Origin of the sequence: Microbispora sitophila (genome assembly GCF_014892245.1) — a bacterium.
Taxonomy (GTDB): Bacteria; Actinomycetota; Actinomycetes; order Streptosporangiales; family Streptosporangiaceae; genus Microbispora; species Microbispora siamensis.
The window spans coordinates 103,068-123,807 of sequence record NZ_JADBGC010000030.1 but is presented as its reverse complement, the minus strand read 5'-3'; the positions used below and the strand labels follow the sequence as shown (position 1 = coordinate 123,807).

At 70.4% G+C, this 20,740-nt stretch carries 23 protein-coding genes and 3 pseudogenes; 13 read left to right on the top strand and 13 right to left on the bottom strand.

Annotated elements, in window-relative coordinates:
- The 6 genes from IL992_RS38980 to IL992_RS38955 all read right to left on the bottom strand — a co-directional run.
- The coding region (locus IL992_RS38980; RefSeq protein ID WP_193208322.1) for a cation transporter at positions 1 to 165 on the bottom strand (165 nt) is incomplete at its 3' end.
- Between the two features lie 29 nt (positions 166 to 194).
- Positions 195 to 1,136: a hypothetical protein gene (locus tag IL992_RS38975; RefSeq protein ID WP_193208321.1), complete on the bottom strand. Its 942-nt coding sequence runs from the start codon at positions 1,134 to 1,136 to the stop codon at positions 195 to 197.
- On the bottom strand, positions 1,133 to 1,345 hold the full coding sequence (locus IL992_RS38970; RefSeq protein WP_193208320.1) for a heavy-metal-associated domain-containing protein: 213 nt from the start codon (positions 1,343 to 1,345) through the stop codon (positions 1,133 to 1,135). Before IL992_RS38970 ends, IL992_RS38975 begins: the two co-directional genes overlap by 4 nt.
- 28 nt (positions 1,346 to 1,373) lie before the next feature.
- A complete protein-coding gene (locus IL992_RS38965; protein WP_193208319.1) occupies positions 1,374 to 1,655 on the bottom strand; it encodes a metal-sensitive transcriptional regulator in 282 nt (93 codons plus the stop codon).
- 103 nt (positions 1,656 to 1,758) lie between these two features.
- A complete protein-coding gene (locus IL992_RS38960; RefSeq protein ID WP_193208318.1) occupies positions 1,759 to 3,186 on the bottom strand; it encodes an MFS transporter in 1,428 nt (475 codons plus the stop codon).
- Positions 3,187 to 3,324: 138 nt separating this feature from the next.
- On the bottom strand, positions 3,325 to 3,600 hold the full coding sequence (locus tag IL992_RS38955) for a heavy-metal-associated domain-containing protein (protein ID WP_193208317.1): 276 nt from the start codon (positions 3,598 to 3,600) through the stop codon (positions 3,325 to 3,327).
- 152 nt (positions 3,601 to 3,752) lie between these two features.
- On the opposite strand from IL992_RS38955, the pseudogene IL992_RS49145 reads away from it, so the two are divergent.
- Positions 3,753 to 4,213, top strand: a pseudogene (locus tag IL992_RS49145) (DUF305 domain-containing protein).
- Between the two features lie 136 nt (positions 4,214 to 4,349).
- Here the strand turns inward: IL992_RS49145 and IL992_RS38945 are convergent.
- From IL992_RS38945 to IL992_RS38935, 3 genes are read right to left on the bottom strand one after another with little or no spacing between them, the layout of a single operon-like run.
- Entirely contained in the window at positions 4,350 to 4,646 is a 297-nt protein-coding gene (locus tag IL992_RS38945; RefSeq protein WP_193208316.1) for a hypothetical protein, read from the bottom strand.
- Complete coding sequence (locus IL992_RS38940; RefSeq protein ID WP_193208315.1) at positions 4,597 to 5,685, bottom strand: cation diffusion facilitator family transporter; 1,089 nt, start codon at positions 5,683 to 5,685, stop codon at positions 4,597 to 4,599. The genes IL992_RS38945 and IL992_RS38940 overlap by 50 nt, the downstream gene beginning before the upstream one ends.
- Positions 5,678 to 6,079, bottom strand: a complete 402-nt coding sequence (locus IL992_RS38935; RefSeq protein ID WP_193208314.1) for an ArsR/SmtB family transcription factor — start codon at positions 6,077 to 6,079, stop codon at positions 5,678 to 5,680. The genes IL992_RS38940 and IL992_RS38935 overlap by 8 nt, the downstream gene beginning before the upstream one ends.
- Positions 6,080 to 6,266: 187 nt before the next feature.
- On the opposite strand from IL992_RS38935, the gene IL992_RS38930 reads away from it, so the two are divergent.
- From IL992_RS38930 to IL992_RS49280, 12 genes and pseudogenes are all read left to right on the top strand, one after another.
- Positions 6,267 to 6,503: a hypothetical protein gene (locus IL992_RS38930; protein WP_193208313.1), complete on the top strand. Its 237-nt coding sequence runs from the start codon at positions 6,267 to 6,269 to the stop codon at positions 6,501 to 6,503.
- 22 nt (positions 6,504 to 6,525) lie between these two features.
- Complete coding sequence (locus IL992_RS38925) at positions 6,526 to 7,257, top strand: DivIVA domain-containing protein (protein WP_193208312.1); 732 nt, start codon at positions 6,526 to 6,528, stop codon at positions 7,255 to 7,257.
- An 87-nt stretch (positions 7,258 to 7,344) separates the two neighbouring features.
- Complete coding sequence (locus IL992_RS38920; RefSeq protein WP_193208311.1) at positions 7,345 to 8,718, top strand: hypothetical protein; 1,374 nt, start codon at positions 7,345 to 7,347, stop codon at positions 8,716 to 8,718.
- Between the two features lie 123 nt (positions 8,719 to 8,841).
- Positions 8,842 to 9,180, top strand: a complete 339-nt coding sequence (locus IL992_RS38915; protein ID WP_193208310.1) for an ArsR/SmtB family transcription factor — start codon at positions 8,842 to 8,844, stop codon at positions 9,178 to 9,180.
- Complete coding sequence (locus IL992_RS38910; RefSeq protein WP_193208309.1) at positions 9,177 to 9,878, top strand: cation transporter; 702 nt, start codon at positions 9,177 to 9,179, stop codon at positions 9,876 to 9,878. Before IL992_RS38915 ends, IL992_RS38910 begins: the two co-directional genes overlap by 4 nt.
- A gap of 99 nt (positions 9,879 to 9,977) precedes the next feature.
- Complete coding sequence (locus IL992_RS38905; RefSeq protein ID WP_193208308.1) at positions 9,978 to 10,328, top strand: hypothetical protein; 351 nt, start codon at positions 9,978 to 9,980, stop codon at positions 10,326 to 10,328.
- On the top strand, positions 10,325 to 10,750 hold the full coding sequence (locus IL992_RS38900) for a MerR family transcriptional regulator (RefSeq protein WP_319019101.1): 426 nt from the start codon (positions 10,325 to 10,327) through the stop codon (positions 10,748 to 10,750). The genes IL992_RS38905 and IL992_RS38900 overlap by 4 nt, the downstream gene beginning before the upstream one ends.
- A gap of 140 nt (positions 10,751 to 10,890) precedes the next feature.
- Positions 10,891 to 11,223 (top strand): YnfA family protein, encoded by a 333-nt coding sequence (locus tag IL992_RS38895; protein WP_193208307.1) that lies wholly within the window; start codon positions 10,891 to 10,893, stop codon positions 11,221 to 11,223.
- Between the two features lie 101 nt (positions 11,224 to 11,324).
- A complete protein-coding gene (locus IL992_RS38890; protein WP_226874595.1) occupies positions 11,325 to 11,765 on the top strand; it encodes a hypothetical protein in 441 nt (146 codons plus the stop codon).
- Between the two features lie 296 nt (positions 11,766 to 12,061).
- On the top strand, positions 12,062 to 13,720 hold the full coding sequence (locus IL992_RS38885) for a TIGR03767 family metallophosphoesterase (RefSeq protein ID WP_193208305.1): 1,659 nt from the start codon (positions 12,062 to 12,064) through the stop codon (positions 13,718 to 13,720).
- A gap of 207 nt (positions 13,721 to 13,927) precedes the next feature.
- Positions 13,928 to 15,241, top strand: a complete 1,314-nt coding sequence (locus tag IL992_RS38880) for a vanadium-dependent haloperoxidase (protein ID WP_193208304.1) — start codon at positions 13,928 to 13,930, stop codon at positions 15,239 to 15,241.
- 134 nt (positions 15,242 to 15,375) lie between these two features.
- Positions 15,376 to 15,738 (top strand): annotated as a pseudogene (locus IL992_RS49280) (transposase); the annotation flags it as partial.
- A gap of 134 nt (positions 15,739 to 15,872) precedes the next feature.
- Here the strand turns inward: IL992_RS49280 and IL992_RS38875 are convergent.
- The 4 genes and pseudogenes from IL992_RS38875 to IL992_RS47090 all read right to left on the bottom strand — a co-directional run.
- On the bottom strand, positions 15,873 to 18,803 hold the full coding sequence (locus IL992_RS38875) for a CHAT domain-containing protein (protein WP_193208303.1): 2,931 nt from the start codon (positions 18,801 to 18,803) through the stop codon (positions 15,873 to 15,875).
- Position 18,804: 1 nt separating this feature from the next.
- Entirely contained in the window at positions 18,805 to 19,716 is a 912-nt protein-coding gene (locus tag IL992_RS38870) for a hypothetical protein (protein ID WP_193208302.1), read from the bottom strand.
- A gap of 5 nt (positions 19,717 to 19,721) precedes the next feature.
- The gene (locus tag IL992_RS38865) at positions 19,722 to 20,069 is read right to left on the bottom strand and encodes a hypothetical protein (RefSeq protein ID WP_193208301.1); all 348 of its coding nucleotides are present in this window, start codon (positions 20,067 to 20,069) and stop codon (positions 19,722 to 19,724) included.
- A gap of 221 nt (positions 20,070 to 20,290) precedes the next feature.
- Positions 20,291 to 20,520: pseudogene (locus IL992_RS47090) on the bottom strand (transposase); the annotation flags it as partial.
- Between the last annotated feature and the right edge of the window lie 220 nt (positions 20,521 to 20,740).

Sequence of the window (20,740 nt, the reverse complement as noted above, 5' to 3'; positions counted from 1 at the left end):
CACCTTGGCCTTCTCCGTGGCGTAGTTCACCGTCGCGGACACGCCCTCGAGCTTGTTGAGCTTGCGCTCGATCCGGTTCGCGCACGACGCGCAGGTCATGCCGCCTATCGAAAGCTCGACCGCGCCGCCCGCGGTGGACGGCTTGTCGCCGGTGATGGAGGACATCACCTCTCCTTTCCGCGTCATGCCCGTTGTCAGTGGCCGGAGTGGGCGTGTTCCGCCCCGTGGTCCGCCGTGTCGGTGGGAACCGCCCCTGACGATTGCTCCGCTCGTACGGTGAAGGCGGCGGTGTGCACGGTTCCGTCGTGCTGGAAGTCGAGGAAGAGCCGGTAGTCGCCGCGGCTGGGGACCTCGGCGTAGAACGTGATGCCCGGGCCGGCGGGGGTGACGCCGTCACCCGGGGCGCCGTCGGGGTGCACGTGCAGGTAGGCGAGGTCGCCTGCACGCAGCGCGACCAGGTGCCCGTACGCCCCGAGGTAGGGCTGCAGGTCGGTGACGGGCTTGCCGTCTCTGCTGATCTCGGCGACGAGCTTGCTCGCCGTACCCGGGGTGAGGGTGCCGTCGAGCCGGACGGTGTATCCGTCGACCGTCACCGTACGGCTGGGCGCCGGCAGGGCCCGGGGCGCGTAGTCGCCGGGGGCGTACAGGTCGGCGCCGAGGGTCAGGCCTTCCCCGCCCTGGGGGGCGAAGTCGGCGAAGATCCGGTAGGCGCCGGCGTCGGGCAGCGTCAGCGGCACCGACCAGGTCCCCTCGCCGGACAGCTCGGGGTGCAGGTGCCGGAAGACGGTCGCATCCCGGCTGACCACGATGAGGTGCAGCTTCTTCTCGTGCTGGGTCTGGTAGGCGGTCACCGGGCGGCCGTCGGGCCCGTTCACCGTGAACCGGAAGTCGGTCTCCGTCCCGGGGGTGATGGTCGTGGTCTGCGGGGTGAGGGTGTAACCACTCTGGGACACCTGGAGTCCTCCCGGTACGTGTTCCGTCTTCTGCGCGGCCTGCGCAGGGGTCGCGTGGCCGCCATGGTCGTTCTTCGCGGGCGCCGGGCCGGTCGCGCCGACGGCGCCGCCGACGCCGAACGCTCCTCCGAAGACCACGGCGAGGCCGAGGACATAGGCGCCCAGGCGGGCTGGCGTGTTCATCGCTTGTCCACCAATTCGTATCCGGCCTCCTCGACGGCGGCCCTGATCTGGGCCGTGTCGAGGGGGCTGTCGCTTTCGACGGTCACTAGCCCGGTGGCCAGATCGACCTCGACACCGGTGACACCGGGGACCTCGCCGATCTCTTCCTTCACCGAGCTGACGCAGTGGCCGCAGGTCATGCCGGTGACGGTGTAGGTGGCTGTGGTCATGACGCTTCTCCTTCGTGAGCGAGATCGATCAGGAACGGACGAGACGGGCGATGGCGTCGGAGGCTTCCTTGATCTTGACGTCGGCCTCGGTGCCGCCCTTGGCGATGGCCTCGGCGACACAGTGCGCCATGTGCTCGTCCAGCAGCTCCAGGGCGAACGCCTGGAGTGCCCTGTTGGCGGCCGAGACCTGGGTGAGGATGTCGATGCAGTACTTGTCCTCCTCGACCATCCGCTGCAGTCCGCGAACCTGCCCCTCGATCCGGCGCAGCCGCCTGAGGTGGTCTTCCTTGGTCCCCGTGTATCCGGCCATCTCCCCGCCTTGCTCTGAGGTCCGTTGTCTCTATTGAACACCCTACCCCCCTAGGGTATTTCGCGGGCCCACCGCGGTCGAGGGCGGGCCCGCTCGTTAAGATCTACACCTGCACTGCCTGGGTGTCCGTCGCGGCGGCCGCTGCCGATGCGGGCCTCCGCATGAGCAGCAGGGTGAGTACGGCGCCGGCCGCCGCCACGACCGCCGCGCCGGCGAAGGCGGCCTGGAAGCCGCCGGTGAGCGCCACCGGGCCGTCCGCCGCGGCCGCTCCCCCGCTGGTGGCGAGCGCGGTCATCACGGCCAGGCCGAGCGCAGAGCCGATCTGGTAGGTGGTGTTGACGATGCCCGAGGCCAGGCCGCTCTCCTCGGGCCGCGCGCCGGACATCGCCGACATCATCGCGGGGATGTAGGCCAGGGACATCCCCACCGCCGCGACCAGCGAGGCGGGCAGCACGTCGGCGACGAAGGTCCCGTCCGGCCGGACCAGGGACAGCCCGGCCACCCCCGCGGCCAGCACGGCGAGCCCGATGACGATCAGCGGCTTGGCGCCGAACCTGCCGAGCAGCCGGGCGGTGATCCCGATCATGAAGATCATGATCGCGATCGTCATGGGAAGCAGGGCCGCTCCGCTGGGGAACGCGCTGTAGCCGAGGACCTGCTGCAGGTAGAGGTTGAGGAAGTACCACATCGGGATCCAGGCCGCGCCCAGCAGCGCCATCGCCAGGTTGGCGACGGCCAGCCCGGGGGTGCGCCAGATCCCCAGCGGCATGAGCGGCTCCCGGATCACACGCTGCACGAGCAGGAACAGCGCGAGCAGCACGACCGCCCCTGCCAGTTCCAGCAGCGTGGCGGCAGAGCCCCAGCCCTGTTCCGGCGCCCGCACGACGGCGAACACGGCCAGGGCGATCCCGGCGGTGACGGCGACGCCGCCGAGCACGTCCACCGACCCACGCCTGCCGGCGACCGCGGGCAGAAGTGGGGGCACGGCCAGCAGGGTGGCGATGCCGATGGGGATGTAGACGATGAAGACCCACGGCCAGCTCAGATACTCGGTGATGACTCCGCCGAGGAACACCCCGGCGGTGCCACCGGCCGGCGCCGCGGCGCCGTACAGGGCCATGGCCCTGCCGAGCTCCCGCGAGTCGTGCGAGAAGAGCATCATGAGCAGGGTCATCGAGGCCGGGGCGATGAGCGCGCCGCCGACGCCCTGCACACCACGGCCGAGGATCTCCACCCAAGGGCTGCTCGCCGCGGCGGCCACGGCCGACCCGGCGATCAGGATGAGCCAGCCGATGGTGAAGATCCTGCGGGCGCCGAACAGGTCGGACAGGCGTCCGCCGAGCAGCAGCAGGCCACCGAAGGCGATGACGTAGGCGTTGAAGACCCACTGCAGCGCGTCCGGGGAGAAACCCAGGTCGCGCTGCATGTCGGGTAACGCGACCCCGATGATCGAGGTGTCCATGATGACCATGAACTGCGCCGCGGCGAGCACGACCAGTGCCCGCCACCTGCGCGGATTGACGGCGTTCATGCCGGACTCCTGTTCTTCGCATCCGCCCCGCGATGGGAGGATGCGGTAGAGGGTTGGGTGTGATGCCGAATCGGACCGGCCCCGCAGGTGGGCGTGCATGCCAGTGCACGCCCACCGTCTTCTTCGGGGCTCGATCCGCTAGGACCGGCTCGCCAGCTGGTAGCCGGCCTGCTCCACCGCGGCACGGATCTGCTCGTCGGTGAATCCCGAGCCGCTGACGGTGACCGCGCCGGCCGGCAGGTCGACGACCACCCCGGTCACGCCGCCGACCTTGCCGATCTCCCCGGACACCGAGGAGACGCAGTGGCCGCAGGTCATTCCGCTCACCGAATAGACCTTGCCGTCGTCCGTACCCGCCTCAGCGGTCACCGCGGTCTGAGCCGATTCCGTGCCGCACGCACATGCCGTGCACATGTCTGTCCTCCTTCCATCATTTACCCCTGGGGGGTATATGTCGTGAGTGACAATAACATACCCCCCAGGGGTGTCAACTCGCTCCATGTCGAGGACCCGGATGGTCGCGAGGTCGTGGAGGAGGCGTATCAGCGGCGCACCGTGCGCACGGTATGTCCGACCACAACGACGAGGACGTCATGTTCGCCCAGATGATGATCCCCCACCACCGCCAGGCGGCGGAGATGGCGAAGCTGGCCGAAGACCACGCCGCCGGCGGCCAGGTCAAGGAGCTGGCCAAGAAGGTCGAAGCGGCCCAGGATCCCGAGATCCAGACGATGAGCGGCTGGCTCACGAGCTGGGGCGCACAGGTGCCCGGCGAGCGCACCATGCCGATGGACACGGCATGTCGGGGATGATGTCCACCCGGGACATGAAGAAGCTCGAAGGTCTCAAGGGCGCCGCCTTCGACAAGGCGTTCCTGAGGATGATGATCCAGCACCAAGAAGGCGCCGTCGCCATGGCCGAACAGGAGCAGGCGGCCGGCGTCTACGGGCCGGCCAAGCAGATGGCCGCCTCCATCGTCTCCAGCCAATCGGCGGAGATCACCAGGATGAAACAGCTCCTGCTGTAGGTCCGGCGGGATGGGCGGCGAGTGCGCCTCGCCGCCCATCCACGGTGGCGCCGACGCGCTCGTGGCGTACAGAACCGAGGACGAGTAACGGTGCAGGCCCGTCAGGAGGTTCGCGCCAGGCAGGGCCTTCGGCCGTTCATCGCCCGTCCGCCGCGCGCGGGGAGACGCGGAACGCGAGCACCGCCGCGGCAAGCAGCAACAGCCCGCATACGCACTGTTCCGCGACCATCCAGCCCGGCAGCGGCAGGAACAGCAGCACTCCCACCACCGCGGCGAGGATCACGACGAGCACGATCCGCAGGCGCACGACTGCGGCGGCGATCCTGGCGTGGAAGGGCCCGGCGGGCGCGACAAAGGCGTCAGCGGGGGCGGGTGACCTGCGATTAGGGCCGGTGAGCGGGGCCGTGCGGATCGGCACAGTGCTGATCGGCACGGTGCTGATCGGCACGGGGCTGATCGGCACGGGGCTGATCGGCACGGGGCTGATCGGCACGGTACGGATCGACGCAGTGGATGTCGGTGCCGGAGGTAGGCGCGGGGGCGTGGTCGACCTGCAAGGTCGTGTGCTCGATGCCGTAGTCGTGGCGCAGCAGGTGTTCCACGACGCGTCGCACCCCGTGGCAGTCGGCGCCGGGGGTGACCAGAACGTGGGCGGACATGGCCGGGTAGCCGGAGGTGACCTCCCAGACGTGCAGGTCGTGCACCTCGGCGACGTGCTCCAGGGCGGCCGTCCTGCGGCCGATCTCGCTGGGGTCGATGCCCACGGGGGCGGCTTCCATGAAGACGCGGCCGGCGTCACGGACCAGACCCCATCCGGCTCTGAGCATCAATGCCGCCACCACCAATGCGGCGATCGCGTCGGCCCGGGCCCAGCCGGTCGCCATGACGACGACGCCGGCGGCGGTCGTGGCGATGAAGGCGTACAGGTCGTTGAGAATGTGCTGGAAGGCGCCCTCGACGTTCAGGCTGCCCCGGTTGGCCCGGCTGAGCAGCCGGCTCGCGGCGAGGTTGACCACGATGCCGGCCAGTCCCGTGGCCAGCAGGTAGCCGCCGGCGACCGCGGGCGGGTCGATCAGGCGGTGGACGCCCTCATAGACGAAGTACGCCGCGAGCAGCAGCAGCGTGATGCCGTTGGCCTGGGCGGAGACGATCTCGGCCCGCTTCAGTCCGTAGGTGAAGCCCCCGCGCGGGGGGCGGGCGGCGATCCGCATCGCCGCCAGGGCGACCACGATCGCGAACGCGTCGGTCAGCATGTGCCCGGCATCGGAGATCAGCGCCAGCGAGTGGGCGATCAGGCCGGCCACCACCTCGGCGGCCATGAAGACGGCGATCAACGTCAGCGCGCCGGCCAGCAGCCGCCGGTCGGCATCCGGGCCGACCGCATGCCCGTGTCCATGCCCGTGTCCATGCCCGTGGTCCGGCCCGCGCGCCGAGGTGGAAGGGGATGCCGACCCGGCGGGGCGGTCAGTCACGGCGCTCTCCTTGCTCGTGCCCGATGTGGGCGATGGCCAGGTCGAACAGCATCCGTACGTGGGAGTCGGCGAGACGGTAGTAGGCCATGCGCCCGCTGCGCCGGGTCTTGACCACCCGGTTCGTGCGCAGCAGCCGCAGCGCATGCGAAGCGGCGGACATGCTGTGCCCGGTCGCGGCCGCCAGGTCGCACACGCACATCTCTCCCCCCTCGAGCAGCGCCGCGATCAGGCGCAGCCGCCCCGGGTCGGCGAGCAGCCCGAAGATCTGCGCCAGGTCCTCGACCGCATCCTGCGGCGGCAGCGCCTGACGGACATGGGCCACCCGATCGGGGTCCACCACCCGCACCGCACAGTCATCCGGCCACAGCGACAGGTCAGATGAACGATCATTCATGTAAATGGTGACCCCACTTTCCGCCCGTCACGGCACTGCCTGCGGGCCCGCCGCCGCTTCGGGTCTCAATCGCCCCAGGAGACCGTCGATCGATACTTGCCCGGTTGCTCACATGTGTAAGCGCAAGGTAATTGGATAACTACCGAGAGTAAGAATCGTAGATTGGCACTCATCCCGGAGGTAGCCCATGGCATCCGCCCCCACCCCCGACCGCGCCGCGTCCTCCTGCACCGGAACCGACGCCTGCTGCCCCGGCCCGGACGCCGAGCAGCACCTCGGGCAGCACCTCGGGCGGCCCGCGGGACAACACGCCGGGCCCACCTGTCAGGACCACCAGCATGGCGAGGGTTTCGGGCACCTCGACCCCGGCCGGCACGACCACACGCACGAAAGCAGCTCCTGCCACTCCTCTCACCACGCCTAGGCCCAGGGGGGACGAGGCGAGCATGGACGCCGGACACGATCACGGGCACGACCATGGACACGACCACGGGCACGACCATGGACACGACCACGGGCACGGACTTGACGGCCACGAGCACAGGCAGGTGAACGGGCAGGGCCACGGCGTGGTGATCCTGGACCCTCAATCGCCGGGGCCGGCGCACCTGGACCCGCGCGGGGCGGCGGGTCTGCTGACGCCCGCCGACATCCGCAATCAGGTGTTCACCGTGGTGCGGCTGCGGGAGGGCTACGACCTGGCCGAGGTCGACCGGTTCCTCGGGCTGGTGGAAGCGACCCTGATCAGCGTGCTGCGGGACAACGAGGCTCTGCGGGCCCGCATCGCCGGCCTCGCGGACCCTGACGGCGATGACACGCGGCACGTGCCGGCCGCCGTCGGCGACTGCCTCGCCCGCATCGTCGAGGCGGCCGGTCAGGCCGCCGACCAGACACTGGCGGCGGCACGCCGGGAAGCAGAGGCCCTGGTGGCCCAGGCCCGCATCAGAGCCGAGCAGTTGGAAAGCACCGCGACCGTCCCGCGTGGCCACGCCGTCTCGTGCCAGGCCTTGGAAAGCAAGGTCCACAGCCTGCACACCTTCATCGCCACCTTCGGCAGCGGCCTCAAAGACACGGTCGACGCCCAGCTGGAGCGGCTCCACACGCTGCTCGACGAGCTGTGCGACCCCGGTGACATCGCCTCGGACCGGCCGTCGGCGGGCGAGGCCGTTCCCGGCTGAGCCACGCCGCCAACCACCTCGCACCGCACCCGTCCCCCGACCCGGTCAACCGTTGGTTTCCCTCTCTCATGCAGGAGGTAGTCGCGAATGCCGCCATTGGCGCTGGTGTGGGCCGTACGACCGGTGCTGGAGATCGCACCGCCCCGGCAGGAGGTGATGGGGGCGGTGCTGCTGGTGTGCGCCTCCACCCTCATCGGCGCGTTCCTGGCCCGCCGCAACTCCGCGCGGATGAGCCTGTGGCTGGTCATCGCCTCGGCGATGATGCTGGTCACGGCGCTGGTCGACCTGGCACCAGACGCGTGGGAAGAGGCCCACGAGGCCGGCGTCCCCGCCTGGGTGCTCGCGTTGTCCGCCGGCTTCGGCTTCGCGGTCATCACCTACTTCACCCGCCGCGGCTGCGCGTGCCCGGATGACGAACCGCCCCGCGCCGCCCTGCACGCTCCCGGGCTGCACCGCCGGGTCAAACAAGGAATCGACGCCGCGGTGTTCGGCGGCATGGGCACCGCCGCCGCACTCACCTTGCACCGCGCCGTCGAAGGCGCCGCCCTGGCCCTGACCGCCTCCGTCGTGGTCATCATCGCGCTGGTCGTGCACTCGGCCAGCGAGGGCCTCGCGCTGGCGGCGCTGCTCGACATCGCCAAGCAGCGCCTGCTGCCCTGGCTGGTCGTGGCCTGCCTCAGCCCGGCCGTCGGCGTGGTGATCGCGACCTTCAGCCCCCTGCCCGACCACCTGGTGCCGATCCTGCTGGCCATGGTGATGGGCGTGCTGTGCAGAACCGCCGTCGTCGGGATGAAACTCGCCGCGAGCAAACAGCAAGGCGGACGGCTGTCGCGGCGGCACATCGCCATCGCCGCCACCACGGCCGCCGGAGCCGGGCTCCTGCTGGCCACCGCCCACGGTCTCGGCGAACAGGAAGAGCCGCCGCACCTGCTCACCGCCCCTCGCGGCGCCGCCGGCATGGCCACGCTGCCGGCCCCCACCCCACGCGACAGCGGTCGTGAGCCCCGACAGGACAAGCCCCTCACCACGCTCCCCGTACCGCCCCTGCCCTCGCCGAACCCGTCGTTCCCGCCCACTCCGGCGGCAGCCCCAGCCTCCCCTCGCCCGGCCGAGCGGACCCCACCGGCAGCCGACCCGGCAGCTCAGACGGCGGAGCGGCGCGCGGCACCGCCTCCGCTGAGCAGAGACGAACTCAGCCACGCGGTCCGCTCGGGACGGATCAGCCTGGCCGAGGTCTTCCGGCGCACCGACCCGGTCACCCAGCACACCCCGATCCGGCGGATCCTGCGCGCCCTGCCCGGAGCCACCCCCGCCACCGTGCGCGACCTGATCACCACCACCGGGGTGGGCGCCAAAGAGCACATCGCCGACCTCAGCGACCGGCAACGCCGCACCCTGCTGACCGCCCTCACCCACCGGCCCGAACTCCTCACAGCCACCCACACCGGGGACGGCGACTGACGCCACACAGCCCCGTCTCCCGCATCTCGCGCCGGACGGCCTGTCGCCGCGGCTCGTGCGGCAGAGGGACGCAACCTATGATTCACGACGTACTGAATTCAGGTTCTTCTGTACTATCGGGGTGTGGACACCATCGCCTCCGACATCGACGTGCTCGCCCGGTTCGGTCGCGCCCTGGCCGACCCGATCCGCTGCCGCATCCTGATCGCGCTTCGTGAGGCTCCGGCCCACCCGGCCGACCTGGCCGACCTGCTCGGTATCTCCCGCACCCGTCTGAGCAACCATCTGGCCTGCCTACGTGACTGCGGCCTGGTCGTGGCCGTGCCCGTCGGCCGGCGTACCCGCTACGAACTGGCCGACGAGCGGCTCGGCCACGCGCTGGACGACCTGCGCACCGCGGTGATCGCGGTGGCCGCCGACCGAACCTGCGTGGACGCGGGCGAGAAAGGCTGTTGCCGATGACCGCGATCTCTCTCGGCCCAACCCCGGCCCGCCGCGACGCGCTCAGGCGGCGCATCCGGCTGCTGGTGGCCGCCACCATCACCTACAACGTCATAGAGGCCGTCGTCGCCGTCACCGCCGGCACCCTCGCCTCCTCGGCCGCATTGGTCGGATTCGGCCTGGACTCCGTCGTAGAGGTCGCCTCCGCCACCGCGGTGGCCTGGCAGTTCTCCGCGACCGACCATCAGGCGCGGGAGAAGACCGCGCTGAGGATCATCGCCATCTCCTTCTTCGCGCTGGCCGCCTACGTCACCGTCGACGCCGTGCGCGCCCTGCTCGGCGCCGGTGAGGCCGAGCACTCCACTCCCGGCCTGATCCTGGCCGCCCTCTCGCTGGTGATCATGCCGTTGCTGTCGTACGCCCAGCGCCGCGCCGGCCGCGAGCTCGGCTCCGCCTCAGCGGTCGCCGACTCCAAGCAGACCCTGCTGTGCACCTACCTGTCGGCGGTGCTGCTCGCCGGGCTCGCACTCAACAGCGCCTTCGGCTGGTCCTGGGCCGACCCGATCGCCGCCCTGGTCATCGCCGCTGTGGCGGTCAAGGAAGGCCGCGAAGCCTGGCGCGGCGACGCCTGCTGCGCCGCTCCCGCGCTCACTTCGTCCACCTCGTCCGGCGGGTGTGCCGACCCGTGCTGCTCCCCCGCCCACGACGACCCCCGGTGACCGACCGCCCGATGCCCGCTCGCGTACGCGCCGGCGCACGGGTCATCGGCGCGCAAGAGGTTGCATCCGATACCCAGGTACAGGCTTACCGTGACAGGTATGACGCAGGACATCGCCCTTGACCGGGGATGGGCTCCCTCAGCGTGCACACTGCCCACCGCGGAGCAGCCGCTCCGGGTGGCCGAGTTCGACGCCTTGTTCGCCGAGGCGGTCCAGTCGGTGCAACGTCCTGGGCGTGAGCGGCTGCGGCTCGAGCTCGTCTTCAGCCCGGAGCACGCGGCCCGGGCGGCCGAGCTGGCCGCGCGGGAGAACGGCTGCTGCTCCTTCTTCGCCTTCACCCTGACCATCGCCGACAGCGGCCTAGCGCTGGAGGTGGCGGTGCCGCCGGAGCAGACCGAGGTGCTGGCCGCGCTGCAGGCACGCGCCGTCACGGCAGCCGCTGCCCCGTGAAGCTGCGCAGCGGGCAGGTGGCCAAGCAGGCCGGGGTCAACCTGCAGACGTTGCGCTATTACGAGCGTCGCGGGCTGATCGCCGAACCGGCGCGCAGTCCCGGCGGGCACCGCGCCTACCCGCCGGAGACCGTCACCCTGCTGACCGTTATCAAGGCCGCTCAGTGGCTCGGCTTCACCCTGGACGAGATCGCCGAGCTGATCGACACCGGCCGGCGCGGTCACCCCACCCCCGACCTGCGCGCCCGCGCCCAGGCCAAGATCGCCGAGGTGGATGCGCGCATCGCCGACCTGACCACCATCCGCACCGCGCTGACTCAGGTGGTCACCGCCGGCTGCGACAGCCTGACGAACTGCACCTGTCCCGACTGCCCGCTGCCGTTCGCCGACCTGCCCACCGGCCGCGCCCCCGAGGAGAGCTGACCATCGCGCTGCGGGAATGTGGTGGCTTCGCCGCCGATGCGCCGCTCACGTGAGCTCCCACTGCGGATGCCTGGCACCCGCAGCGCGGCGAAGCGGACCCGACGTCGGGCGGGCCGCCGCCGTGCGCTGTACTACCGGCCATGACGGTCATCCGCTCCCTGCTGCTTTTCGTCCTGGCCGCCCTCGCCGAAATCGGCGGGGCGTGGCTGGTCTGGCAAGGCGTACGCGAGCAGCGTGGCCTGCTGTGGATCGGCGGCGGCGTGATCGCGCTCGGCCTGTACGGGCTGGTCGCCACGCTCCAGCCGGACGCGAACTTCGGCCGCATCCTGGCCGCCTACGGCGGCGTCTTCGTCGCCGGCTCCCTGGCCTGGGGCATGCTCGTCGACGGGTTCCGGCCCGACCGCTGGGACGTCATCGGCGCGCTTGTCTGCCTGGCCGGCGTCCTGATCATCATGTACGCGCCACGCGCCTGACCGACCACGTTGACGGTGGATCAACTGATGTCCCAGATCACAGGTGAGGGGTGTGCCGGGCGATGACGAGCCGACACAGGGCGAATCAGCCGGAGTGCGCTGTGCAACGCCGACGCCTGCATCGGGCCGTCTTCGTCGCCGCCGGGGTCTACAACATCGCCTCGGGCGCGTACGCGGCCATGGACCCACAGTGGCTGTTCCGGTTCGCCGGGATGCCGCTCCAGAACCAACCGCAGATCTTCACGACCCTGGGCATGGTCCTGGCGCTGTACGGCGTGCTGTATCTGGACGTGGCGCTGCGGCCCGAGCGGGGCTTCCTGATCGCGGCCGTGGGGCTGGCGGGCAAGATCCTCGGCCCGCTCGGCTGGCTGTGGCTCTTCTCCACAGACCAGTGGCCGGTTTCCTCCGGGATCCTCGTGGTCACCAACGACCTGGTGTGGTGGATCCCGTTCGTCGTCTATCTGGTGGACGCCTGGCCGAACTGGTGGCGCGACGTTCGCACCGGTTCCAAAGCCGATCACTGTGCCTCTGATCTTCCATAGCGACTGACTGCGAGGTGGACGTCCGCGACGGGACCTTCAGAAGGGCGGGGCGGCGCGTGTCGCGCGCCGCCCGGCCGGCCGGGCCGCGGCGGCCTCGCGAACTCGAGACCGCGCTCTTTTGAACGGTGGGAAAGCGGCAGGCTTCCGGCCCGCTGCCCCCAGGTGTCCGAATCCCCTACGGCTATTTCTAGGCCATATATGGCTGGACAGCGTTTCAGCCGTGTTAGGCCGGGAGTCATTCCCGCTGTCAAGCATTCCCAGTGGACGTTCGCCTCGACGCCACCACTGGGAGCATCATGGATCCCGCCCTCAGCCGCCGCGCCTTTCTCCTCGCCTCCGGGATGACCGCCTCGGGCGTCGCGCTGGAGATCGCACTTTCCTCCACCCCGGCCGCCTCCTCGGCCGTGACGCCCTCGGCAACGACGGCCATGACGACGGTCCACACCGTCGCCGGACCACGCGGCACCGGCGGATACCGCAGGCTGTCCGACGGCCCTGGCTGGCGGCGGGTGACACGTACCGAACTGGCCGAGGCCAAGAAGGGCAGGGCCGAACGCCGCACGGCGCTGGCCTGCTTTGTCCAGTTCACCGACCTGCACATCACCGACGTGCAGAACCCGCAGCGCTATGAGTTCCTGCGCGCCGGAGACATGGGCTCCTGGCGCCCGCAGGAGGCGTTGACCGCCGTCGGCGCCGTCTCGTTGATCGAACAGGTCAACGCCCTGCGGCACGGCCCGGCCACCCGGGCGCCGATCGGCTTCGTCATGACCACCGGTGACAACACCGACAACAACTCCCGGATCGAGCTGGAGTGGTTCCTCACCGCCATGACCGGCGGCCGCTTCACCCCCAACACGGGCGACCCCGGCACGTATGAGGGCGTGCAGAACTCCGGCCTGGGCCTCTACTGGCAGCCCGATTCCGGCATGCGCGACGTCGACAAGCGGGCAGGGTTCCCTCGCCTGGACGGCTTCCTGGAGGCGGCCATCCGCGAGGTGAGCAGCCCCGGTCTGGCCGTACCGTGGTATTCCACCATCGGCAATCACGACCAGCTCTTCGGCGGCGCCTACTCCGTGGCCGGCGGCTTCTTCGCCGACCTGGCCACCGGCTCGCGCAAGCTGTTCGCCCTGCCCGCCTCCGAGGCCGGCGCCGTCTACCAGGCACTGCGCCGGGGCGACCCCACGGGCGCCCACTTCCGTGCCGCGTGGAAGCGCTACAGAGGCAAGGCCCGCACGGTCACCGCCGACGAGCGCCGCGCCCCCTTGAGCCCGCACGCCTACATCGCCGCTCACCTCGACCCGGCGTACACCGGCTCGGGACCCGTCGGCCACGGCTATACCCGGGACAATCTCGACAGCGGCCGGCTGGACTACTCCTTCCGGATCGCCGACGGGGTCGTCGGCATCAGCCTGGACACCACCGACCGCGGCGGCGACTACCGCGGATCGGTCGGCACCCGGCAGCTGGCCTGGCTGGAGAGGACCCTGAAGACCCACGCCGACGACACCGCGCTGATCTTCAGTCATCACCCGAGCTGGGCCATGACGAACCTCACCCCCAATCCGGCCCGCCCGCACGAGAAGCGCCACGGCGGGCAGGAGTTGCTGGCAGTGCTGCGGAAGCACGGCAACGTGGCCGCGTGGATCAACGGTCACTCCCACCTCAACAAGATCGTCCCTCATGGCGGCTTCTGGGAGGTCTCCACCGCCTCGCACGTCGACTACCCGCAGCTGGCGCGCGTCGTCGAACTGGCCGACAATCACGACGGGACACTGTCCCTGTTCACCACGCTGGTGGAGTCGGCCGCGCCGCACCGCACCGACTTCACCGATCTGTCCCAAAGTGGCCTGGCCGCGCTCTACCGGGAGCTCTCGTTCAACTCCCCCGGCATGCGGAGCGGGCTGGCGGGCCTGCCCGGTGACCGCAACACCGAGCTTCTGTTGAAGAGGCGCTGACGGCACGCTTTCGGGCCCCGGCTGCCCGCGGAGGTGGCAGAGCGGTCACCTTGGCCGCGCCGGAGGCCAACTGACCGCTCGGGGTCAGGCTGAGAATGATCAGGATAGAAATATCTCATATTGCGAGCTCATTTCGGTCGGATCGATATCGATTTTCCGGCACTCTTGCCACTGTAACGTTTTTCAGCGGCATAGTAGTTTGCGTTCATGTCCAGCCCATTTGCTGCATATCGGGTAGCCGTTCTGCGACCCGCGGTCGTCTGGGTAGCCCTCGCCGGGGTCATCGCCGCCGGGTCGCCGATCGCCCTCGGCTCGCCCCCCGCGTACGCGACGGACTCGGGCTCCCCCGCCAACGCCGTCATCGTCTGGGACCGTAACGCGCAGACCGCGATTTGGGACATCGCCGGTCAGCAACCGCAGGTCCAGGCACGCAGCTTCGCGATGGTGCACGGAGCGGTCTACGACGCGGTGAACGCGATCGCCGGCGCCCCCTACCAGCCTTATCTGGTCGCACCGGCCGCCGCTGGCACCGAATCGACGGACGCGGCCGTCGCGACCGCGAGTTACCTGGTGCTGCAAGCGCTGTTCCCCGACCAGCAGGGGAGGTTGAAGACCCAGTACGACGAGTCGCTGAGCGCGATACCCGACGGCACCGCGAAACAGCGTGGAATCACCGTGGGCACTCAGGCGGCCGATGCGATGATCGCCGCGCGACGGGACGACGGGGCGTTCGGCGACCAGACCTGGCCCGTGGGCACCCAGCCTGGTCAGTGGCGGCCGACGCCGCCCACCTTCGCCTCGGATGGGGCATGGGTCGGTCACCTCAAGCCGTTCCTCATCCCCAGCGCGTCCATCTTCCGTACGTCCGGCCCGCCGGCGCTCACCAGCCGCCGGTACGCCCGGGACTTCAACGAGGTCAAGACGGTCGGCTCGGCGACCAGCACGGTCAGGACGGCCGACCAGACGCAGGCCGCGATCTGGTGGCACGACCGGCACCTGGCCGAATGGGAGATCAAGCGTCAGCTCGCGACGCGGCAACGCCTGAACACCCTTCAGACGGCGCGGATGTTCGCGATGGTCGATCTGGCCGAAGCCGATGCCACGATCGCCTGCTACAACGAGAAGGCGGCATGGAACTTCTGGCGGCCGGTGACCGCGATCCGGCTGGCCGACACGGACGGCAACCCGGAGACGGCCGCCGACCCCGGATGGACGCCGTTGCTCGTCACGCCGCCTCACCCCGACTACACCTCTGGGCACACCTGTTTCACGGCGGCGAGCATGTCGGCGTTGCGGCACTTCTTCGGCCGGGACGACATCCCCTTCAGCGGCTACAGCGCCGACTCGGGCACCACCAGGTATTTCCGTGGTTTCTCCCAGGCGCTCGCCGAGGTCATCGACGCCCGCGTCTGGGGCGGCATCCACACCCGCACGGCAGACGTGCAGGGCGCGAAGATCGGCGCGCAGGTCACCGCCTACATGAATGCGCACTACTTCAAGCCCAGGCCGAGGAGCCGGTAGAGCCTCGCAGCCCGTGATCCGGGCGGCGCTGGTGAGGTGATGTGTCTGATCAACACAATCCTGGACCTGCTGCAGGGGCCTGCCGGCACGCCGGCCGGGTATGTGGTGGCGGTGCCCGAGAGCCAATGGATCGGCACGGGCCGGCCGAGCCCGGCTACCAGCGCTGGCTTCTCGTCCGGCGTAGCCTCGCCCCCAATGCCAAGGGCGAGCTTGTCCTGGCCTATTACCTGTGTTACGCACCAGTCGGCACCACCGTGGAGGACCTCATCGCCGTCACCGGTTCCCGCTGGGCGATCGAGGAATGTTTCCAGTCCGTGAAGAACGAGACCGGACTGGGACCACTGCCAGGTCCGGCGTTATGACGCCTGGCACCGCCACATCACCTTGCGATGCTCGCCCACGCCTATCTCGCCGTCACCGCCGCGCACGCCCCAAAAGCCCAAGCCGCCTGGTCCGCCTCACACCAGCAGAGATCCGCCGTCTGCCGGCACGCCTGACCGCCAGGATCACCCTCCCGCTCGACCACGCCCTCGCCTGGTCCCAACTCCGAGGACACCACCAAGACCGCGCCCGAGCCAACCAGTACTGGAAACGCTGCCTCCAACATGGCGAAATCAGCCTGTAGTACTAGCTAGGGACCGTAGTGAACGAGTGCCGCCCAAAGATCAGGTCTGTCCGGGTGGGTGCGGCGCAGGTCGCCCATGACGCGGTGCAGCACACGGGCGGCCTCGTTCGCGTCCGGTCCAGGCAGTTGGCGGTAGAACTCGCGGGCGACCGCCGCGGCCGTCGCGTCGTCGAGCAGCCATTGACTGCCGACGACATGGCGGAAACCGGCCAGCTGGAACGCGGATGCGAGATGGATCGACTCGTTGGCGTGGAAAATCCCGCTGAAGGCGGTCGAACATGCCGACAGGTAAGCCAGTTCGGCCTGGTCGAGGGGCAGTGCGCCGATCGCGCCGATGGGCAGCAGGGTGTCGTGCAGGACGAGGCCGCCGAACGACGGTTTCTCGGCGTCGGTGGCCGCGTGGCAGGCGAAATGGGCCCAGGTGCGGCCGGGCAGCTCGGCGAGTACCCGATCGGTCGTGGCGTCCTCGTCGACGAGCAGGATGCCGGGGTGGCGCTGGTGCAGAGCCTCTGCCTCCTGGGCGGTACCGGTGAGAGTGGGCAGCTCGGGTGCGCTGCTGACCGCGACGGTGAGCTGGTGGCGCACCGTGGCCGGCGTACGCGACCTTGCCCGGGCGAGCGCGCGGAGCGTCGATGTGTAGGAGGACACCACGTGGTCGGGGAGTGCCGTGTGCAGAGGGAGGACGCCGAGCATGCCGATGGGCAGCCACCAGACTCGGTCCACTCCAGACAGGGCGGCTCCGATCGGCCCGGCGATCGTGGCCGACAGCCACTCAAGAGTCTCCTTGACCACCCGCTGCATGCGCAGCGCACCGGTCAGCGTGCCGTCCGCCGATGCCTGCATGGCGATGACCAGTTCGGCCACGTGTGCCGCCACATCGGCCCAGGAAAGGTCGGGCAACGCGACCGGTGTGATGTCCTCGGTGGTGATGATGATCGCGTCGCCACGGCTGCGCGCCGAGTTGACCAGCACCACCGCGCCGCCTCCCGCCGCGGCGCGCAGTTCGGTCAGGTCCAGCTGGCCGAGGAAGCGCGGGAACCCACATCGAATTTCCTTGACCAGGTCGTCGTACTCGGCCCATAGCCGCGTGCGATCGTTGACCAGGTCGGTGGTGTACACCATGAAGCCGCCGGGGCTCACCTGCGACGTCGCGCGAAGCCTGTCGCGTACGTCCCGGAAGCGCTCGGCGAGCCCAGGTTCGCGCGCCGCCAGTTCGGCGAGGTCGGCGTGCAGGTCGACCTCTTCGGCCAGCAGGATGCCTCTGCCCTGCTCCGCCACCGCGACGGCGCCCGCCGGATCGCCCGCGGCCAGGTGGGCGGCGACGGCCTCGCCCACCAGGTCCGGATACTCGCCGACCCGTTCTTCTTGATCTACGCGGGCGTTGCGCCTGGACACCGCGGCGGGCAGCAGCGCGACCGCGGCGGCGTACAGGTCGGCGGTGAGCGACAGGTCACCGAGGTCGCCGGCGAGCCTGGCCAGTTTGGCGAAGGCGCGGACACTGTGACTGGGCACTGAGCGGACGGCGCCGCGGGCCAACTCGGCGAGGTGCCGCAGCTCGTCCGCTTTCACCGCGAGTGAACCGGCGGCGCGGCGTGACGAGTGAATATCGGTGATTATGGAGACGATCGCGGCGGTTGCGGGGTGGCCGTCCGGCAGCCGCCGGAGGGCGTTCTGGGCGAGCTCGCCCGCGCGTCCCAGGTCCGCGGCGTCGCCGCTGCGCTCGTACCGCCAGAGGTAGCCGAGGGCGAGGTCCGCGAGCTGTTTGGCCTGATCCGCGTCGCCGGACACGAGCGCGAGCCCCTGTTCACCGATCTCGATCGCGCGGTCCAGCGTCGCCGGATCGCCACCGTGCTCGTGGCGCCGCGCCAGTACGGCGACGAGCTGCCTGAGGTAGATCACCCGCTCGGGATGGTCGTCGGGCACCGCGGCCAGGCTCTCCTCCGACAGCTCGATCGCGCGGTCGAGATCCGACACGTTACCCAGACGCTGGTAGCGCTGGAGCAACGCGATGCTGAGGTTGTTCAACCGGCCCGGCCGGTCCGGGTCGTCCGGGTGGGTGGCCTCGACCGACGTCTCGGTCAGCGTGATCGCGCGAAGCAGGTCGGTCAGCCCGCCGTCCCTTAGGTAACGCAGCTGGTAACCGATGCCGAGGTACGAGATCGCGACCAGCAGCAGGGGATGGTCGTCGGGCGCGGTCTCCACGACCTGGTCGCCCAGCCGGATCGCCTCGTCCAGGTCGGCCACATCGCCGCGGAGCTCGTATCGTTGCTGGTAGACCGCGGTGAGGTTGGTGGCCACCGCGAACCACTCGCCGCTCGACGCGCTCACGAGGCTCAGTGCCTCCTGTGTGGCCGAAGCCGCGGTATCGAGGTCGCCGGGGTTGCCGTGCCGCTGGTAGCGGTGGCGGTAGGCGACCCCGAGGTTTGTGAGCAGAAGCGGCAGTGCCGGGCTGCCGGCCGGTGTCCCGGCCGCCGCCTGGGCGAGCAGGGTGATGACGGCGGTCAGGTACGACGGCTCGGACGTGGTGTGCAACTCGGCCAGCATGACCGTCGCCGTGCCGGCCTGGACCTCCGGGTCGGCGTCGGGGCCGATCAGTTGCCGCAGCGGCTCGGGGACCACATCTGGGATGTGCGCGACCGGCGCCAGGTGGAAAACGGCCTGGGACAGCTCGAAGTTCGACTGCGTGGCCACCCAGCGGGCGTGAAAGAGCCAGCCGATGGCGATATGCGCCCTGAACAGCCATTCCCGCTCCAGGTCGGTCATGTCCGCGGGTTCCCGCCGCACGGCGCCGTGCCACAGCCGGAGCGCGTCCGCGAGAGCGGCGTCGGCGAGCACGGTCCGGGCGTCGCCGGTACGTTCATAGGCCACGAGGCGGCGGCGGATCCGACGGGCGATCAGGTTGAGCCGAAGGCCGCGTAGCGCACCACGGATTCCCACCTCAGCGTCCTTTCCGTGCCACAGCGGTGACCCGGCTGCCCTCCTCGACGGTGAGCGGCCCCGCATGGCCGTCGTCGGCCACGCCCAGTGCCACCGCGAGCGTACGGCCGTGCAGGTCCACGACGGACTCGACGAGCAACGCCAGTTCGGTCACGGCGCCGCGGGCGCGTACCCATCCGGCGGCGCCGACCGCGGCCGCGACCAGGGCGGCGGGCCACCACATGACGGCAAGGGCGACCAGGGGCCACGACCAGCTTCCGATGGCGACCGCGGTGGCCAGCGCGGTGTTGGCGTTCATGAGATCGGCACGCGCGGCCTCGGGCAGCACGAGCCACAGCCTCGGCCAGACGAAGGGCAGGTCCAGGCCGTAGCGGTCCCGTGCGACCGCCTCCGCACCATGGATCCGGTCGCCCAGCCATGTCGGCCGGCCCGGCTCGGCCAGGGCCACGCGGTTGACCCTGGCCGCCGCCTGATCGATCTGCTCCTGTTGCTCGGCGGTCCTGGTCTCGGCTGGGTGGGCGCGGGTGAGAGCCCGGCGGCGATCCAGCAGCGCGTGCCAGCGGACGCGCCTTCGCCGTACCAGACTGCTCCGCAGCCCGCCGAACGGCCGTGGCCATTGGCCCAGCCACAACGTACGCGTCACGCCGGCCATCGCCTGCACCAACAGCCCGACCCCGCCGGTCGCCACCAGCACGGCGACCAGTAGGCCCACCTGGGCGCCCGCGGGCCTTCGAGCGAACCACTCCGAGAACGCGGACACCTCCCTGGCCGCCAGGTCCACGTCGAGGGCGTGAGCATGCCCCAGGCGGACGCCGAGCGCCGCGGTGGCGAGGAACAGCACCCCGGGAAGCAGGAGCAGCGAGACCCATCGCTCGGCGAGCTTCTTGGCCAGCTCGGCGAAGAAATCGCCCACGATCGCTACCTGGGCCGCATCGGCGCGGAGGTCACCCGGCACACTGGAACCGGCCCGCCGGGCAACGGGACCTCCACCCGGTCACACGCGCCGTCCGGGCAGATGAACGCCTCGTCGTGCGCCCGGCCGGGACCGCTACCCGGGAGCGCGCTGCCGAGCGTGCGCAGGGCGCCGGACCCGTCGCTGCCGAGCAGCTGCCCCAGCATGGGGATGATCGGCTGCCGCGCGCGAGCCGCGGCCTCGATGGTGCCGAGCAGTCGCTGGTGGCGCTCGGACTGGCGTGCGCATTCGGCACGCAGCTCAGGCAGCTCGCCGCATAACACGGTAAGCGCGAGACGTTCGGCGGAATCCATCGTGCCAATCGTCCCAGCTCGTGATCGTGGCATCAAGGTGGGTGAAAAATCTGGCTGAGCACCCGCCTACTCATGCGTGATCGGCCGGGCCCCCGCATGGTGGCCCATGCAGACCACATCCCGCTCACCCGTGCCGTCGTCAGTGACGCTGGGCGAGATCGGTGCGGGCACCATGGCTGAGGCCGCCTGGTATGGGCTTGGTGGTGAAGCCACCTCCTCGCGCCGGCCTGGATGCAACGCTCCCGGTCGTCAGTCGGGGACTTCGGCAGATACAGCTCGGCGTCGATCAGCGTCCGGCCCAGCGGGGAGGCGTAGGCGAGGAACAGGCCCGCCTGGCAGTTCTCGATCCGGCCGGCCGTGCCGGAGTACTGGCGCTGCACCCCGGCCGACTCCCCAGCAGATACGCCCGCGCCCGCCTGCGCGGCTCCACCCGCCCGAACCGTCCCGTCACCTTCGCGAACAACACATCCAGCCCGGCCACCCACTCCTGAAGGTCGCCCGCGGTCAGGCTCGGCGCTGGCGTAGTCGTCGCGTTTCAGTGGCGTCGGCGGTGATGAGCCAGGTCCTGTCATCGGAGCAGGGCCTGGCGGCGCCCGATAGATCCAGGTGCAGACCGTGGCGGTCGGCGTGTTCGGGGCCAGGCCGCTCGACGCTTCAGGCACGGGCGCGTT